General features: G+C 55.6%; 16 protein-coding genes and 1 tRNA gene. 12 read left to right on the forward strand and 5 right to left on the reverse strand.

Features of this window, described 5'->3' with window-relative positions:
• Positions 1 to 84: 84 nt before the first annotated feature.
• Entirely contained in the window at positions 85 to 951 is an 867-nt protein-coding gene (locus QMP16_RS09580) for a branched-chain amino acid aminotransferase (protein WP_058272722.1), read from the reverse strand.
• A gap of 158 nt (positions 952 to 1,109) precedes the next feature.
• Here QMP16_RS09580 and QMP16_RS09585 point away from each other — a divergent pair, with 158 nt between their 5' ends.
• From QMP16_RS09585 to QMP16_RS09615, 7 genes are all read left to right on the forward strand, one after another.
• The gene (locus QMP16_RS09585; protein ID WP_113791046.1) at positions 1,110 to 1,622 is read left to right on the forward strand and encodes a MarR family winged helix-turn-helix transcriptional regulator; all 513 of its coding nucleotides are present in this window, start codon (positions 1,110 to 1,112) and stop codon (positions 1,620 to 1,622) included.
• Positions 1,619 to 2,320 carry a response regulator gene (locus tag QMP16_RS09590; RefSeq protein ID WP_058272724.1) on the forward strand — a complete coding sequence of 234 codons (702 nt, stop codon included), beginning with the start codon at positions 1,619 to 1,621 and terminating at the stop codon, positions 2,318 to 2,320. Before QMP16_RS09585 ends, QMP16_RS09590 begins: the two co-directional genes overlap by 4 nt.
• A 64-nt stretch (positions 2,321 to 2,384) precedes the next feature.
• Positions 2,385 to 3,311, forward strand: a complete 927-nt coding sequence (locus QMP16_RS09595; protein ID WP_282152188.1) for a histone deacetylase family protein — start codon at positions 2,385 to 2,387, stop codon at positions 3,309 to 3,311.
• A complete protein-coding gene (locus tag QMP16_RS09600; protein WP_058272726.1) occupies positions 3,308 to 3,550 on the forward strand; it encodes an exodeoxyribonuclease VII small subunit in 243 nt (80 codons plus the stop codon). The genes QMP16_RS09595 and QMP16_RS09600 overlap by 4 nt, the downstream gene beginning before the upstream one ends.
• Positions 3,551 to 4,417: a polyprenyl synthetase family protein gene (locus QMP16_RS09605; protein ID WP_282152189.1), complete on the forward strand. Its 867-nt coding sequence runs from the start codon at positions 3,551 to 3,553 to the stop codon at positions 4,415 to 4,417.
• Positions 4,418 to 4,431: 14 nt separating this feature from the next.
• Complete coding sequence (gene dxs, locus QMP16_RS09610) at positions 4,432 to 6,360, forward strand: 1-deoxy-D-xylulose-5-phosphate synthase (protein ID WP_282152190.1); 1,929 nt, start codon at positions 4,432 to 4,434, stop codon at positions 6,358 to 6,360.
• Positions 6,361 to 6,572: 212 nt separating this feature from the next.
• The gene (locus tag QMP16_RS09615) at positions 6,573 to 7,007 is read left to right on the forward strand and encodes a hypothetical protein (protein WP_282152191.1); all 435 of its coding nucleotides are present in this window, start codon (positions 6,573 to 6,575) and stop codon (positions 7,005 to 7,007) included.
• A 76-nt stretch (positions 7,008 to 7,083) separates the two neighbouring features.
• Here the strand turns inward: QMP16_RS09615 and bfr are convergent, their stop codons facing one another.
• Entirely contained in the window at positions 7,084 to 7,569 is a 486-nt protein-coding gene (gene bfr, locus QMP16_RS09620; RefSeq protein WP_108860610.1) for a bacterioferritin, read from the reverse strand.
• A gap of 359 nt (positions 7,570 to 7,928) precedes the next feature.
• Positions 7,929 to 8,004 (reverse strand) — tRNA-Thr (locus QMP16_RS09625).
• A gap of 223 nt (positions 8,005 to 8,227) precedes the next feature.
• Here QMP16_RS09625 and QMP16_RS09630 point away from each other — a divergent pair.
• The 5 genes from QMP16_RS09630 (at position 8,228) to QMP16_RS09650 (ending at position 14,623) form a co-directional block, all read left to right on the forward strand.
• Positions 8,228 to 9,061: a MarR family transcriptional regulator gene (locus QMP16_RS09630; protein WP_282152192.1), complete on the forward strand. Its 834-nt coding sequence runs from the start codon at positions 8,228 to 8,230 to the stop codon at positions 9,059 to 9,061.
• Positions 9,058 to 10,056 carry an ArsJ-associated glyceraldehyde-3-phosphate dehydrogenase gene (locus QMP16_RS09635; protein ID WP_282152193.1) on the forward strand — a complete coding sequence of 333 codons (999 nt, stop codon included), beginning with the start codon at positions 9,058 to 9,060 and terminating at the stop codon, positions 10,054 to 10,056. The genes QMP16_RS09630 and QMP16_RS09635 overlap by 4 nt, the downstream gene beginning before the upstream one ends.
• Positions 10,053 to 11,318: an organoarsenical effux MFS transporter ArsJ gene (gene arsJ / locus QMP16_RS09640; RefSeq protein WP_282152194.1), complete on the forward strand. Its 1,266-nt coding sequence runs from the start codon at positions 10,053 to 10,055 to the stop codon at positions 11,316 to 11,318. The genes QMP16_RS09635 and arsJ overlap by 4 nt, the downstream gene beginning before the upstream one ends.
• Positions 11,315 to 12,337, forward strand: a complete 1,023-nt coding sequence (arsB, locus tag QMP16_RS09645) for an ACR3 family arsenite efflux transporter (protein ID WP_282152195.1) — start codon at positions 11,315 to 11,317, stop codon at positions 12,335 to 12,337. Before arsJ ends, arsB begins: the two co-directional genes overlap by 4 nt.
• A 246-nt stretch (positions 12,338 to 12,583) precedes the next feature.
• Positions 12,584 to 14,623, forward strand: coding sequence for an HAD-IA family hydrolase (locus tag QMP16_RS09650; protein ID WP_282152196.1), 2,040 nt, complete (start codon positions 12,584 to 12,586; stop codon positions 14,621 to 14,623).
• 41 nt (positions 14,624 to 14,664) lie between these two features.
• On the opposite strand, the gene QMP16_RS09655 is transcribed toward QMP16_RS09650, so the two are convergent.
• Positions 14,665 to 15,426, reverse strand: a complete 762-nt coding sequence (locus QMP16_RS09655; protein WP_282152197.1) for a hypothetical protein — start codon at positions 15,424 to 15,426, stop codon at positions 14,665 to 14,667.
• Positions 15,427 to 15,435: 9 nt separating this feature from the next.
• A complete protein-coding gene (locus QMP16_RS09660; RefSeq protein WP_282152198.1) occupies positions 15,436 to 17,175 on the reverse strand; it encodes a hypothetical protein in 1,740 nt (579 codons plus the stop codon).
• Positions 17,176 to 17,282 lie beyond the last annotated feature (107 nt).

The raw sequence follows: 17,282 nt of genomic DNA on the forward strand, positions 1-17,282 counted from the left end.
CGATCTGCAAAGATTCTTGAACGTGCGGCAATGAAAAAGCCCCCGCGAAAGCGCGAGGGCTTCTTTCAATGCATCTGAGAGTTATCAGGCGCGCACAAGCGCCTCATAATCGGCGGCGATCTCGCGGGTCAGGTCTCCGACCTCAAACGTATAATCACCGATCTGGCCCACCGGGGTCACCTCAGCTGCGGTGCCGGTCAGCCAGCACTGTTCGAAATCGGCCATTTCCTCGGGCTTGATGCGGCGCTCGTGGACGGTGATACCTTTGTCTTTCAGCATCTGAATGACGGTCTGACGGGTGATCCCGTTCAGGAAGCAATCGGCCAGGGGTGTATGTACCTCACCATCTTTTACGAAGAACACATTCGCACCAGTCGCCTCGGCCACGTAACCGCGCCAATCCATGAACAGCGCGTCCGAGCAGCCCTTGGCCTCGGCCTTATGCTTCGAGATGGTGCAGATCATGTACAGACCCGCCGCCTTGGCGTGCACCGGAATAGTTTCCGGGCTGGGGCGTTTCCATTCCGCGATATCCAGCTTGGCACCCTGCATCTTGGCGTCACCATAATAGGCACCCCAAGGCCACACGGCGACGGCCATCCGGACCGGGTTCTTTGCTGATGCCACACCCATGTCTTCCCCCGAGCCACGCCAGACCAGCGCACGGACATAGGCGTCCTGCAGACCGCTGGCTTTCAGCGCTTCGTCCTTGGCGGCCTCGATGTCATCCACCGAATAGGGCATAGGCATGTCCAGCGCTTCGGCCGAGGCAATCAAACGCTCAGAATGTTCGCGACTTTTGAAAATCTTGCCGTTATAAGCACGTTCACCTTCGAACACCGAAGACGCATAGTGCATCGCGTGGGACAGGATATGCACATTGGCTTCGCGCCAGGGCACCAGTTTGCCATCCAACCAGATGACGCCATCACGATCATCATACCCCGCCATGCGAAACCTCCTGACATGGGATCAATTTTCGATTGTTGCGTAAATTAAGTCCACATCGGACATAAAGTTGCGCAAAAACTGCGATTCGATACCCGTCCACTCTTGGAATGTCAATAACGCTGACATAAACTCGGGTCGAGTAACGAATGAGGCATACTATGTCGGATACCCGTCCCGCCCCAGCCTTTGGTGGCGAGAGCCTGTTGTTTTTGACCGACGAGCAGTTGCGGCAGGGGATCGAGGCGATGTTTTTCGCCTATCGCGGCTTTACCGCAGATCCTGATCGCATCCTGACCGAAATGGCCTATGGACGGGCGCACCACCGGGCAATCCACTTCATCAACCGCGCGCCGGGTACGACGGTCAACAACCTTCTGGCCATTCTGGGCGTAACAAAACAGTCTCTGAACAGGGTTTTACGGACGTTGATCGACGACGGTCTGGTCGAAAGCCGGGTCGGATCAGTGGACAAACGCGAAAGACACCTATTTCTGACAGAACAGGGCAAGGCGCTAGAGGCCAAACTGTCTGAGGCCCAGCGCGTCCGAATGCGCGCCGCGTATAAAAAGGCGGGACCCGAGGCTGTGACGGGGTTTCGTAAAGTGCTTGAAGCGATGATGGATGCTGATATGCGTCATGCCTATACGAAACTGCGGGATACCACCTCATGAACGAAATGGATGCCCATCTGCTGATCGTCGACGATGACGAGCGCATTCGCGATCTGTTGAAGAAGTTTCTGATGCGGAACGGATTTCTGGTCACGGCTGCAAGGGATGCAGCACATGCACGGCGGGTGCTTTCGGGGTTGGATTTCGACATGATCGTGCTGGACGTGATGATGCCCGGCGAGGATGGGGTCAGCCTGACCAAGGCGCTGCGCGAAACCCATACCACTCCTATCCTGCTGTTGACCGCGCGCGGCGAAACCGAACATCGCATTGCCGGGCTTGAGGCCGGTGCGGATGACTACTTAGCCAAACCGTTCGAGCCAAAAGAGCTGCTGCTGCGGATCAACGCGATCTTGCGGCGGATGCCGGAAACGCCTGCGCAGGACGCGACGGCGAAGATACTGCATCTTGGTCCGATCCGGTACGATATCGAGCGTGGCGAGATGTGGCAGGGCGAAGACCCGGTGCGCCTGACGGCGACCGAAAGCCAGTTGATGAAGATTTTTTCGGCCCAGCCCGGAGAGCCGATCAGCCGAACCAAACTGGTCGAAGATCTGGGCCGCGACAAGGGTCAGGCGCAGGAACGCGCGGTGGACGTTCAGATCACCCGTCTGCGCCGCAAGATCGAACAAGACCCCAAGCAGCCGCGTTACCTGCAGACCGTCCGCGGTGCCGGATATATGCTGGCACCTGATTGATTCAGCCGCGGCGCTTTCTTGCCTTGGGCGAGGATATTTTTGGCCAGATGAAGATGGGATCCCGATGACAACCGCCCTTTTGACCCACGCCGATTGCCTTGATCACGTGACACCGCAAGGTCACCCCGAGCGGGTGGCGCGGTTGGAACATATCCTGCATGCGCTGGAAGGGCTGGACTTGAAGCGCGTGACGGCCCCTATGGCCGCAGATGACGACCTGCTGCGTGTGCATCCTGAAAGCCATGTCCGCAACATCCGTGAGGCAAGACCATCCGATGGCTTTAAACAGATTGACGGCGACACCTTCATGTCTCCGGGGTCGGTGGACGCGGCTTACCGGGCTGCCGGTGCGGTTGTGCGGGCGGTAGATATGGTTTTGGGTGGCGAAGCCTCGAATGCGTTTTGCGCCATCCGCCCACCCGGCCACCATGCCGAAACCGAAACGGCAATGGGGTTCTGCCTGTTTGGAAACGCCGCGCTGGCCGCTAAGCACGCATTGGACCATCATGGATTGAAACGCGTAGCCGTCGTCGATTTCGACGTTCACCACGGAAATGGCACGCAGGATCTGTTGTGGGATGAAAGTCGTGCACTGGTGATCACCAGCCAGCAAATGCCGCTGTGGCCCGGATCGGGGCGCCCGGATGAAACTGGCGCTTATGAGACCGTTCTAAACATCCCGTTGGCGCCCGGCACAGGTGGGGCCGAGATGCGGACAGCTTACGAAACGCAAGCCTTACCGAGACTGCGCGCATTCAAGCCGGAGCTGATCATCATTTCGGCAGGTTTCGATGCGCATCAGGACGATCCGCTGGCCAACTTGAACTGGTCCACAGGCGATTTTGCCTGGGTTACGGCTGAGCTGTGCAAGATCGCCGATGAGCTGTGTGAGGGCCGTATCGTCTCGACTTTGGAGGGCGGGTATGATCTGAACGCCCTTGCCGAGGCCACTCGTGCCCATGTGGAAGAACTGATGAAGGCAGCCCGATGACCGATACTCCTGTTGATCAGATGACATTCGAACAAGCAATGAAAGAGCTTGAGGCCGTTGTCGGCCAGTTGGAGCGTGGTGACGTGGCGCTGGATCAGTCCATTGCGCTGTATGAGCGCGGTGCCGCGTTGAAGAAACGCTGCGAAGACGAATTGAAGCGGGCTGAAGAAAAGGTCGCAGCCATTACTTTGGATGCCAATGGGCAGCCAACCGGGACGACGCCTGTCGAAGGTCAGTAAATGTTCAAGGAAATTCTGGCGCAGGATGCCGCGCGGATTCAGGCTCAGTTCGATCTGGTCCTGAGAGCGCTGGACGAATTGGATGTTACCCGGGCGATGGCCTACACCACCCAGGGCGGCAAGCGATTGCGCGGGTTTCTGGTTCTGGAAAGCGCGCGGATGCATGGCATCGACTCAACACAGGCAATCTGGCCTGCGACAGGCATCGAAGCCCTGCACGCCTATTCTCTGGTCCATGACGACCTTCCCTGCATGGACGATGACGATCTGCGACGTGGACGTTCGACCGTGCACGTAAAGTGGGACGAAGGCACCGCCGTTCTGGCCGGTGATGCCCTACAGACATTAGCCTTTGAGCTGTGCACCCGGCCCGAGGTCGGAAATGCAGAGGTTCGTGCTGAATTGGCTCTAACCCTGGCCAAAGCAAGCGGTGCGCAGGGAATGGTGCTGGGGCAAGCGCTGGATATGGCGGCTGAAACAGCGGCCGCGCCCCTGACACTGGAGCAGATCACCAAGTTGCAGGCGGGCAAAACCGGTGCTCTGATTGAATGGTCCGCCTGCGCCGGTGCGCGTTTGGCCCAGGCAGATCCCGAACCCTTGCGCCAATATGCCCAGGCGCTTGGCCTTGCTTTTCAGATCGCTGATGACATTCTGGATGTAGAAGGTGATGCCGAGAAGGCCGGCAAAAGATTGCAAAAGGATGCCGAAGCAGGCAAAGCCACGTTTGTTTCGCTTTTGGGTCTGAACGCCGCGAAATCCCGCGCCGTAGAACTGGTCGATCAGGCCTGCGCCGCGTTGGATGGTTACGGTGCCAAGGCTGAAACCTTGAAGGACGCGGCACGCTTCGTTATTGCCCGGGACAGCTAAGCCAGGAACGCCACATGTCTGACCGCCCGAATACGCCCCTACTGGACCTTGTGAACCGCCCTGCGGATCTCAAGCAGTTTTCGGACGCACAGTTGCATCAGTTGGCGCAGGAATTGCGGACTGAGACAATCTCGGCCGTGTCCGTCACCGGTGGGCATCTGGGCGCAGGCCTGGGCGTGGTGGAATTGACGACCGCCCTGCACGCCGTGTTCGACACGCCGCGCGACAAGATCATCTGGGACGTTGGTCATCAGTGCTATCCGCACAAAATCCTGACCGAGCGGCGCGACCGTATCCGTACCCTTCGCATGAAGGACGGTCTGAGCGGCTTCACCAAGCGCAGCGAAAGCCCCTATGACCCGTTTGGTGCAGCACACAGTTCAACCTCGATAAGCGCCGCATTGGGCTTTGCCGTTGCCCGCGATCTGGGCGGCGTGACTCCGGAGGGGTTGGGTGATGCGATTGCTGTGATCGGTGACGGCTCGATGTCCGCTGGCATGGCCTTTGAGGCCATGAACAACGCCGGACACCTGAAGAAACGCCTGATCGTCATCCTCAATGACAACGAGATGAGCATCGCACCGCCCGTCGGCGCGCTGTCCAATTACCTGTCGCGCATTTACGCAGAGGAGCCGTTCCATGATCTGAAAGCCGCAGCCAAAGGCGCGGTTTCACTGCTCCCGGAACCCTTCCGCGAGGGGGCAAAACGCGCCAAGGAGATGCTCAAGGGCATGGCCGTGGGCGGCACTTTGTTTGAGGAGCTGGGCTTTTCCTATCTCGGCCCGATTGATGGGCACGATATGGATCAGCTGTTGCCTGTCCTGCGCACGGTCAAGGCCCGCGCCACGGGCCCGATCCTCATTCATGTGCTGACAAAGAAGGGCAAGGGGTATGCCCCAGCCGAGCAGGCCCGCGACAAAGGCCATGCGACAGCGAAGTTCGACGTCGTCACGGGCGAGCAGAAGAAAGCACCTTCAAACGCACCGTCTTACACATCGGTCTTCGGCAAGACACTGGTTGAAGAGGCTGCGCGCGATGACAAAATCGTTGCTGTCACCGCCGCGATGCCCGACGGCACCGGGTTAAACCTGTTTGCGGAACGCTACCCGTCACGCTGTTTCGATGTGGCGATTGCCGAACAGCACGGCGTGACCTTCGCCGCCGCTCTGGCTGCGGGGGGGATGAAGCCCTTCTGTGCAATTTATTCCACGTTTTTGCAGCGCGGGTACGATCAGGTCGTGCATGACGTGGCCATTCAGCGCCTGCCTGTTCGATTTGCGATCGATCGTGCGGGTTTGGTGGGCGCGGATGGCGCGACCCATGCGGGGTCGTTCGATATCGCCTATTTGTCAAACCTGCCCGGCATCGTGGTTATGGCCGCAGCGGATGAGGCCGAACTGGTGCATATGGTGGCCACAGCCGTCGCGCATAAAGAAGGCCCGATTGCTTTCCGCTATCCTCGCGGTGAAGGTGTCGGCGTCGACTTGCCGGAACGTGGCGAGGTTCTGGAAATCGGCAAAGGCCGGATCATCCAAGAAGGCGCGCGGGTCGCACTGTTGTCCTTCGGGACACGGCTGGCCGAAGCGCAGAAAGCGGCCGAAGCTTTGACTGCGCGTGGGATCGCCCCCACTATCGCTGATGCTCGATTTGCTAAGCCCTTGGACCGCGACCTGATATTGGATCTGGCCGCCAACCACGAGGCGTTGATCACCATTGAAGAAGGCGCTATTGGCGGCTTTGGCAGCCATGTTGCCCAACTTTTGGCCGATGAAGGCGTCTTTGACCAGGGTCTCAAGTATCGCTCGATGGTTTTGCCCGACACCTTCATAGACCAGGCCAACCCTACGGATATGTACGCTGTCGCGGGTCTGAATGCCGAGCAAATCGAGGCCAAAGTGTTGTCCGTTCTGGGTGTTGCAACCATCGGTGAAAAACGCGCCTGAAGCACAACGCCAGGCAACTGAATTTCAACGTTGATTGAAAATCCGAAACACCGATTTTGGTGTAATTTTCGGAAAGCCGCCGAATTCATCTGGTTTCGGGTGAGTCCTTGAGAACACAGAAACGACTTGCGTCCCGGCGCGCCGTTCCTGCACGCCCACTTTTCTGATAATGGTAAGAAAAACGAAAACTCCACCCTTGAGCAGGCGGGCGGATGAGAAACACGATAGCAGCGTTGGCAACGCTCGTTCTGATGAGTATGCCGGCAAGTTCAAAAGAGATTCAGGTTGGCAATGATCCGGGTGGGCGGATTGTGGATCGCATGGTTCAGATCGAAATCGCCAACCGGACAAACGCGCAGTTTCAAATCATCGGAGATTTTTGCCACTCTAGCTGCACCATGTTGCTGGGTGCGGACGAAGTTTGCATTTCGCCCGAGACGATCTTTGGCTTTCATGGCCCCCATCGCCCGAACCGAAAGAAAATGACGGCAGGTGAGTTCGACAAGAAAAGCGCGTCACTGTCCAGCTACTACCCAAACCCGGTCAGAAACTGGTTCATGTCCAAAGCGCGGTTCGCCGGACCAAATGAGCTTTTGTTCGTGACCGGTGAGTACCTGATAGGCCTCGGCGTGCAGGAATGTGTTTAGGACAACGACCCTAATCCTACAGCCACGCGCTGATAGGTACCCCAATGCCTGCAGCCATCGTCGCCAACACGACCACCTATTCGGCGTCTTCCATTTTGGTTGCATTGAGTTGCGCGAAAAGCTCGGGCCCGACGCGATCATATAGTTCGATCTGAGTCTCCAGAAAGTCGATGTGACCTTCTTCATCCGACATCAGGCTTTCAAACAGCCCCATCGAGACATAGTCTCCTGCCTCCTTGCAGACATCCCGCGCCTCTTTGTACAGTGCGCGCGCGCTTTGTTCCGCCGCAAGATCGCACTCCAGCGTTTCCCGGGGGTTTTCGCCGATCCGCAGGGGATCAAGTTTTTGCAGGTTGGGATGACCTTCCAGGAAAATGATCCGTTCGATCAGTTTGTCGGCGTGCTCCATCTCTTCAATGGATTCTTCTCGACTTTTCTTGGCCATGCTGCCAAGGCCCCAATCGTCTTGCAGGCGATAGTGCAACCAATATTGGCTGACGGCCGTTAGTTCGTGGCGCAGAGCTTTGTTCAGGTATTCGATTACCTTTTTGTCACCTTTCATGATGAAACTCCTTGGCTGTGTCAAAAAACTGGTGAGAAAACAAATTTTTAAGCTGAATGCTACCACCAGAGCAGCTTAACCCAAAACCTTCAAATATCTGTTTTAAAACAGGTATTTGCAAATTTCCTGACGATTCTCGTTTGAATCAGAACCCGTCACTTGAAAGCGTTTTTCCACCGCACATACGATTCCCTGATACCTGCTTACCGATCGGAAGCATGGCCCTTGCGGATCAAAATCACGCAGGCAAAAAGCTACGGAGATTGAGCTGCGCTAGCATCCGATGATAGCCCGCAGGATCGAACCAAAAGTGAGATACGAGGTAGGCCGCTAGTTTAGCTTAACTATCCAAGGGAAAGTGGTGCCTCAAGAGGGACTCGAACCCCCGACCTTGTCCTTACGAAGGACCTGCTCTACCAGCTGAGCTATTGAGGCAAGCGACGGTTCCTTTAAACCCTCGGGCAGATGCGTGCAAGTCTCGATGTCCTTGGACGCCTACCGGTGTGTGATGGTGATTCCCGCAGCTCAGATCGCTTGAAGCCCAGTCCATCACCACGCTCCAGCCAGAATATCACGCCTATTCGGATGCTTACACTCACCTTAGATGGTCGTGTAATTTCGGTTGACTGATTTTCCTTATTTTAATATTTCATGAAATATGATAGAACAGATAACAGACCAATTGGCCATCCTGGGTCATCCGCAGCGTATCCTTGTGTTTCGCATGCTCATGCGACGTTTTCCTGACAGTGTTCCGGCGGGCGAGCTGGCCGCAGAACTCGACGTGAAGGCCAGCACCTTGTCGAACTATCTGAACGCGCTTCAGCGTTCGGGGCTGGTCAAGCAGGAACGTTCCGGGACATCTCTGCTCTATTCGATTGAAATGAAAAACGTGCAGCAGATGCTCGATTATCTGATTGTCGATTGCTGTCGCGGTCGCCCTGATATCTGCATGCCATTTGCTCAGGGAAATAAGGCGGCGACGGATCGGAAATTCAACGTCTTGTTTTTGTGTGTGGGCAATTCTGCCCGCTCGATTTTTGCGGAATCCTTGCTGCGCACGCTGGGGGGTGACCGGTTCAACGTTTACTCGGCTGGTACGCAGCCCACATCCGAGCTCAACCCGATGGCCGTGCAAGTTCTGGATGACAAAGGACATGACACATCCATCCTGCGGTCCAAGAACATGTCCGAATTTGCAACCCCCGGCGCGCCCGAGATGGATTTCGTCTTCACGGTCTGCAATCAGGCCGCGAATGAGGAATGTCCCGCCTGGGAAGGCCAGCCAATCAGTGGCCATTGGGGCATGCCGGACCCGGTAAGGGCCGAGGGTACGGATGCTGAAAAAAGCCTTGCATTTCAACATGCATATGGCGCGCTAAAGCGCCGGATTGAGGCCTTTACGTCTTTGCCGGTCGAAAGCCTCGACCGGATCGCACTGCAAACTGCTGTTGATGACATCGGCAGGACTCCCACTGAGGACATGAAATGACGACTTATGCTGTGAATGGATTGGGCCGGATGGGAAAACTGGCCTTGAAACCGCTGCTGGACAAAGGCGCAAAGATCGCCTGGATCAATGATGCGGTGGGCGACCCCGAGATGCACGCGCACCTGCTGGAGTTTGACACGGTTCATGGGCGCTGGGGTGCCACGTTCGCGCATGATGCCGACAGCGTTACGATCAACGGCACGCGCCTGCCCTTTATCGGCACCAGGGATTTGGCTGACCTGCCGCTGGACGGTGTCGATGTGGTGATCGACTGCACCGGTGTCTTCAAGACCCAGGCCAAGCTGGCCCCCTATTTTGAGGCGGGCGTGAAGAAGGTTGTTGTCTCGGCCCCGGTCAAGGATGGCCCGACCGCCAACATCGTTATGGGCGTGAATGAGGACACTTATGATCCGGATGTCCACAGTATCGTGACGGCGGCCTCGTGCACCACGAATTGTCTGGCCCCAGTGGTCAAGGTCATCCACGAAAACCTTGGTATTCGCCACGGGTCGATGACCACGATTCACGACGTAACCAACACGCAAACCATCGTGGACCGCCCCGCCAAAGATCTGCGCAGGGCGCGGTCTGCTTTGAACTCTCTGATCCCGACCACTACAGGTTCCGCCACGGCGATTACGCTGATCTACCCAGAACTCAATGGGCGGCTGAACGGCCACGCGGTGAGGGTTCCCTTGCTGAATGCCTCGCTGACCGACTGCGTCTTCGAAGTTGAGCGTGAAACCACCGTCGAAGAGGTCAACGCGCTTTTCAAGGCCGCTGCCGAAGGTAAGTTGAAAGATATCCTTGGCTATGAGACGCGGCCGCTGGTTTCGACCGATTACACCAACGACGAACGGTCCTCGATTGTGGATGCGCCTTCGACCATGGTGGTGAACGGGACGCAGGTGAAGATCTATGCCTGGTACGACAATGAAATGGGTTACGCCCATCGTCTGGTCGACGTTGCCCTGATGGTGGGTGCCTCGCTGTGACCCAAAGGCCCGAAGGTATGTCGGCCTATATCACGGTCACAGCAGCCTATTGGGCCTTCATGCTGACTGACGGGGCCCTGCGTATGCTGGTGCTGCTGCACTTTCACAGCATGGGATTCTCGCCGGTTCAGTTGGCATATCTGTTTGTTCTGTATGAGATCGCCGGCATGGGCACGAACCTTGCCGCAGGTTGGATCGCGGCGCGGTTCGGGCTGACGTCGACGCTTTATGCAGGGCTGGCACTGCAGATTGCAGCGTTGCTGGTTCTTACGCAACTAGACCCTAATTGGGCGATTCCGGCGAAAGTTGTCTTTGTGATGATCGTGCAAGGGGCCAGCGGGGTTGCAAAGGACCTGGCCAAGATGTCCTCAAAATCCGCCGTCAAACTGCTGGCCCCGACCGAAGGCGGAGGGTTGTTCCGCTGGGTCGCGATTTTGACCGGCTCGAAGAACGCTGTGAAAGGGTTTGGGTTTCTGCTTGGAGCGGCACTGTTGGCGACAGTGGGCTTTATGTGGGCCGTTCTGGCAATGGCGATCATACTTGCCGCATTCCTCGTCGCCGTCATTCTGTTCATGCCGACCGGTCTGCCCAAAGGGCGCAAAAGCGCCAAATTCTCTGAGGTCTTCTCGAAATCCGCCAACGTAAACTGGCTGGCTGCCGCTCGTGTCTTCTTGTTTGGCGCGCGGGATGTGTGGTTTGTCGTCGGCATCCCGATCTATTTCTACGCGGTGCTGTCGGACGGAACCGAGGATGGCAACCGTGCCGCATTTTTTATGATCGGCACGTTCATGGCCGTTTGGGTCATACTTTACGGCGCTGTTCAGGCCAGCGCGCCGAAAATCCTGCGCGCAAAGGAACGCCCGGAAGGGGATCTGATCCACGCCGCCAAGAATTGGGCCGCGGCGCTGTTCTGCGTGCCTGCTGCCCTGACCATCGCGGTTCTGCTCGCATCCGGCCCCGAGACATGGCTGACCGTTACGCTGGTTGTGGGCCTATTGGCCTTTGGGGCGATCTTCGCCGTCAATTCAGCGCTGCACTCATACCTCATCCTGGCCTTCACCAAGTCCGAGCGTGTGACGATGGATGTGGGCTTTTACTACATGGCCAACGCGACTGGCCGCCTGGTCGGCACTGTCCTGTCAGGACTTACCTATCAGATTGGCGGGCTTCCACTGGTTCTGGGCACCGCTGCTGCTATGGTCGCGCTGGCCGCCCTGACCTCCGGCAAACTAACCGACCAGACGAATGAGGCATATACATGAGCATCTTCGAACGCTACCTGACCGTCTGGGTCGCGCTGGCCATGGTTGGCGGCGTATTGATCGGACTGGTTGCACCCGGCCTGGTTCAACTAATCGCCTCGGCCGAAGTGGCCAGCGTCAATCTGGTCGTGGCCCTGCTGATCTGGGCGATGGTTTACCCAATGATGGTCGGCGTCGATTTTGGCGCGGTGGCGGGCGTTGCCCGGCAACCACGCGGATTAATCGTTACACTGGTGGTTAATTGGCTAATCAAGCCGTTCACAATGGCTTTTCTGGCAGTTTTGTTCTTTGAGCATGTCTTCGCGCCGTGGATCGAACCCGAGGACGCGGCCCAATATACTGCGGGGCTGATCCTGCTAGGTGCGGCACCGTGCACCGCCATGGTATTCGTCTGGTCTCAGCTGACCAAGGGCGATGCGACCTATACGCTGGTGCAGGTTTCCGTGAACGACTTGATCATGGTGGTAGCGTTCGCCCCGATCGTGGCCTTTCTGCTGGGCGTGACCGATATCCAGGTTCCATGGCAAACGCTGGTTCTGGTAACTGTGCTGTATGTGGTATTACCGCTGATCGCCGGCCTGATAACGCGCCGTACATTGGGATCGCCCCAAGCCATCGACGCGTTTTCCGCACGTGTCAAACCGTGGTCGGTCATGGGCCTGATCGCCACTGTCGTCATTCTGTTCGGCTTGCAGGGACAGACTATTCTGGTCAAACCGCTGGTGATCGTCCTGATCGCAGTACCCATCCTGATCCAGAGCTACGGCATCTTTGCCCTGGCCTACGGCGCAGCATATGCCCTAAAGGTGCCACACCGGATCGCTGCACCTTGCGCCATGATCGGTACGTCGAACTTCTTTGAACTAGCCGTCGCCGTGGCCATCAGCCTGTTCGGTCTGAACTCGGGCGCGGCACTGGCAACGGTTGTCGGCGTTCTGGTTGAAGTTCCCGTCATGCTGTCGCTGGTTGCCTTTGCAAACCGTACACGGGCGCGGTTTCCGAAAAAGGAAATGATCTAGAATGTGGCTGTTTCGCTCCTATCCGCTATTGATTGCAATAACGAAAGTTAGCTGCGCCGTAACCTAGCGTGTTGCGCCACACTTCGCCGCAGGATGTTTTAGTACGAGTAGCCGGTCACTTGGGTGTGATAATGTCCGAAGGCAAGAGTGGTTCTAATCAAGTTTCAGCTTGTAAATTTTGATCCGTTGAACGAGGTACGTCCCCACAATTGTTACGAGATTACAGCGATTTCCGAAACGAGCATCATGGCAGACAAAACTAAACAGCGTGAGGCACCTTTGCCATCTACAAGCGAAGTTGACAAAAAAAACGCCGTTTCGCCAAACGGTAAGGTTTTTGAGCAGATCGAAACGCACGATTTCCTGTCAGTGGATGTTTTTGATACGTTGCTATTTCGCCATTGCAAATCTCCTGTCGACGTCTTTGATTTCATGTCCACGCGGCAACAAACAAAACAAGTAACCGAGTATTTCAAGGACTACCGCGAAGCTGCTGAACTGTTGGCGCGCGAAGATGCCGAAAAGCGAGATTTGGAAGATGTCTCGCTGGACGAGATTTACCTTTGTTTTGAACAGTTGACGAACTGCAGCCATCAACAAGCTGAGCAAATCAAACAGCTTGAACTTGAAACTGAAATGGACTTGCTTCACGCAACCAGTTTTGGCCGTCAACTGGTTGCACATTTACAGAAAACTAAAAAGCGTCTCGTCATCACATCGGATATGTACCTGCCGCAGGACTATCTCGAGGAAGTTCTGCAGGCGAAAGGCATAACGGGCTGGGAACGCGTTTTCGTCTCAAACGAGCAAGGAAAAACCAAACATACCGGTAGTCTATTCGACGACGTAGCCGCGCACTTTGGTGTGCCGAATGACCAAATTCTTCACATTGGCGACAATCGACATGCAGATGGCAAAATGGCCATCAACGCCGGTATGTGCTCTCACGTTGTTTTGGCCAGTAAGGACGTGCCTGCAAGATCTCCAAAGCCAAAGCGCCATTCTAATCTATTGGCTGGAAAACGTCCGATATCGCAGATTTTTGCCGCGAATTTCCTGGAAACGCATCACTACGACTCTGAGAAACTGGACTTTCGCACATTATCCGAAGACCAATATTTCGAAGCCTTCGGCGCAGTGCTGGTCGCGCCATTGATCACGTCCCTGATGATCTGGATGAAGCAGGAGATGGAAAGCAGAAACATTTCGCGCATCGCATTTCTTGCGCGTGATGGCATGTTTCCCAAAGCGGCATTCGAGCTGTTGTGGCCTGAAGGGTTTGACACCCAGTATGTAGGCGCATCCCGGCGGTTGCTCACTTTGCCGTTTACGGTTCTGGAACCCGAGACCATTGGTGGAATGCTCCACGCCACGCTTGAGGGCTCCGAAACGCTGGACGACTTTTTGTCCAAGATCTCCGGCGGGCCAAAACTGAAGAAGTTGTTCGACGACCATGGTGTCAAAGGTACCGAACCGCTTGAGCGCAAAACAAGAAAAAAGATCCTGGGCCTTCTGAAGGACAACCCTGACACCTTTTTCCGATCCTTCGAACATGAGCGGGCCGTGCTGACAAAGTACTATCGCACGGCCTTCCCTGCAGGCACGACAACTGCGGTTTTTGACGTAGGTTGGCGCGGAAGCCTGCAGCGATCCATTTGTGAGATCGTGGACCCCGAAGCGGATGTGTTGGGCCTGTATTTCGGAACAGGTTGGCAAGCAACTTCGATCCTCAGACGTAGCGGCCTGGAATATGAGAGCTACACCATTTCAAATGGAATGCCTGTGGTCATGCAGCCGTGGGTCAATGACTTTCGGGATATTGTCGAATTTCTCTGCTCGGCAGACCATGGGAGTGTGCTGCGAATTCTCGAAGATGATGCTGGTGACATGTCGTGGGACATCGCGGAAGTCAGCGAGTTGGAGGCGGCCAACCTTCGGCGGGCGAAGATAATTCAGGATGCGGCCCTGCAAGCGATCGAATCTGTTTTGCAAGCGATATCAGTAGACATTTTGGCCAAGTACGCCGACCCAAAGGATGAGGAGGACATGCGGCAATTCCTGAGCAAGCCGCATCGTCGGGACGCACTGCGGTTCAAGAACGTCAGGGTTTTTGCAGGTGTCGGCGACACCACGGGCGAAAGTTTGACGCGAATTGGGGAGCTCAATACACATTATCGTAATGCAAAGAGCAGCCGTTGGCGGGCCGCGTACGGCGCTCAACTAAACCCGGTCTCCTACGCTTGGTTAAAGTTTGTGCTACGCAAACGAAAGAAGATAAAGTTATAGCAGCCCAGCCGCGGCGCACCGAGTTTGCAGAAGCCGAGTGATCAGGACGCGGATTTGTTCCTGAGATCACGCCGCTTTTTGGTATTGGCTGGGATATCATAGGTAAAGTTGGCTTCAAGATCAGCGGCCTTTCCCCCGATAAAAGAGCAGCTTCCCGGCATAGCAACATTTGGGTATTTTTCGCCCAGATGCCGGATACCGCGCCAATAGCGCTCGGTGACATATCCCTTTGAGTAATGTTGAAACTCAAGCGGAACGACCAGAACCGGGATGCCGAAATTTTCCTGAGCATTGATGCAAAGATCTTCGGCATAGAGGTCGAACGTCAGGGTTTGGTCAAATCGCAACCCCGACCGTTCCCGCAGAAGCCGGGTGTGTAGCAGGATCGCTACGCAATCCAATGTTTCAACCCAGGTAGGGGCAGTTATCGGCAAGCCAACCTGCTGGACGCTGGTGCCATCCCGATCGCTGCATTTATGCTGCCCATACGCGTTCGGAAGGTGCCCGCTCATCCTTATACCGAAAGTGCCATATACAGCTTCTTTGGCCAGACTTTCGGTGTCCAACAACTCACCTTGAACTTCAAAATCCTCGTGGACAAAGAACAGCCATGCGTCTTCATCAAGGTGTTTTTCTATGATTTCATTATAAAGCTCCGGCAAACCTGCGGACCTATCGCGATTATCGATTAGGTGAATATCCTGACCCGACAAGTTCGGGTTTCTGGTGAACAGATCCGTGGCCATCGTCTCGCTCACAAACGGAACAAAAATCCTTAGTGGGTCTTTAACTCTGGTGTTCATGATCTGGCCTCAGTTGTTCCCGGAGCGCCGCAAATAGCGCCGAATCGAGTTCCAGTAAGATATTTTCAGAGGGTGACGATACATAATTCGCCGCCAGTTCATTTGCCCAATGTCATCGCGCAAGGACAACTCCTTAATTGCAGTCGGAAGCAGTAGATCATAGTTTTCCAACTGCCGCTCGTTCGCCAGATTTTGCACGGTCGGCAAAGGCCGAGACGGCACAGGCCTGAACTTCCAGACAGAACCGATGAATGTCCAGCTATCTTGGTCTTGATACAAGAGATACGGCACGCCTGCGAGCGCGCAGTATTCCAGTTCTGTTGGGTTCGAAATCAGGCGCAAAAAGCAAAGTCGATTGTAGTCTGTAAGTTCCCGGCGATCCAACGCGTCTTTCAGGGGGGCAATCTTACGAAGAAAATCCAGAGCCCCTCGATGGATATCTTGCACAGCGAGGCTTCTAATCCGGTTGGTCGCGCCGTTCTTGTCACCTGAGGATTTGGGTTCCGTATCCGGATTCGAAAACAGCAACTTGAAAAGCTCGACGCCGTTCGTTGCCGCCACATCGAAATCCGCTGCGCTCAAACCGTCAAACAAATAGGCTGAAAGTCCTTCCCTGTCGCCTGAGTCTTTTTGCAGTCCCAAGCAGTACCAATGCAAGCGCGACCGGCCCACTGCGTCAAGCGCGCCGACAGGTGGAAGGTTGCAGCCAATATCAACGATGGCGACATTTTGTGCGCTTTGTCTGATAAGTTTCTCAAGTTTGCGCTTCAGAAGCTCGCCTTCGGCTTTGGGAGATTCCGGAAGACCACCGGAAAGAACGTATTTCACGTCGACAATCGAGCAACCCGGGACAGATAGTTGCAATATGTTCAGCGCGTGCTCGATGATGAGACTTTGGTCAGCCGGCAAAAGAAGATGATCGACTTCATCTCGCTTTGAACGCTTTGCGATGTAGTCACAAAACCCAAACAGCAAGGGCCCGCACATGTTGAAACCAAAACCGTAAAGGTCGGATTCTTCCGGGTCTACATGCGGTAGGCGGGCTGCGATCTGACCCAAAATCAAATCTGCAGTAAATGAACCGTCTTCGCTGCCCCGATCAATGAAGGGGGCTTCATCCTGTTCCAGGCACTCAAGATGTGGCTGGACGTGAATTGCCGTAATGCCGCGGGCCAGCGCGTTTGCTACATCCGTGATCACGCTTTCGCCAAAATGAAGAATGCGTTGCGGCGCGACCCCTTCTTTGTCGGCCACGTGGGTAAACATGCGCCCGTTGAATTTTCCAAGTCCATCTCGGCGGCTTTCACAAGAAGTGTACACCTCATCCAGTACAATCCCGCTTGCTTCAAGCTGCCCCGAAACTTCTGACTTGTTCAGATAGGTGTCGCTGATGCCGATTACCCGCTTACCTTTTTGCCGGGCGGTTTCTGCAACCATCTTAAACGCCTGATCTGCATAGGCGAGGCCCTTCTCATACACCCGTTCGTCATCCGGTTTGACGCCGTGGCCCGGCACGAGGACCGAAAGAACCTCATAAATTTCGTCCAGGCTGATTTCAGGACTTTTCTCCGTTCCGAACCGCCGCCGCGCAAGCTGTTCTGCTTTCAATCTTGCGGAGCAAAAGTCGTCGATTTCTAGCGATTGACCCATGTACCGGAAAACATCGTGTGGACTTGGAACATAGCGCGCCAGCAGCGTGCCGAACACATCGAACGAGATGACATCATGACTATCAATGAGGTTCGACAATGTCGAAAACGCGCGCCCCGTCCGTCGAACAACCTCGGCCCTGTTTCGTTCCAGCGAAGTCATGTACCCTCCAGCATGAGGTAAGTGTCAAATTCAACGGCACTAAT

The organism is Ruegeria atlantica (genome assembly GCF_947495585.1).
Lineage (GTDB): Bacteria > Pseudomonadota > Alphaproteobacteria > Rhodobacterales > Rhodobacteraceae > Ruegeria > Ruegeria atlantica_G.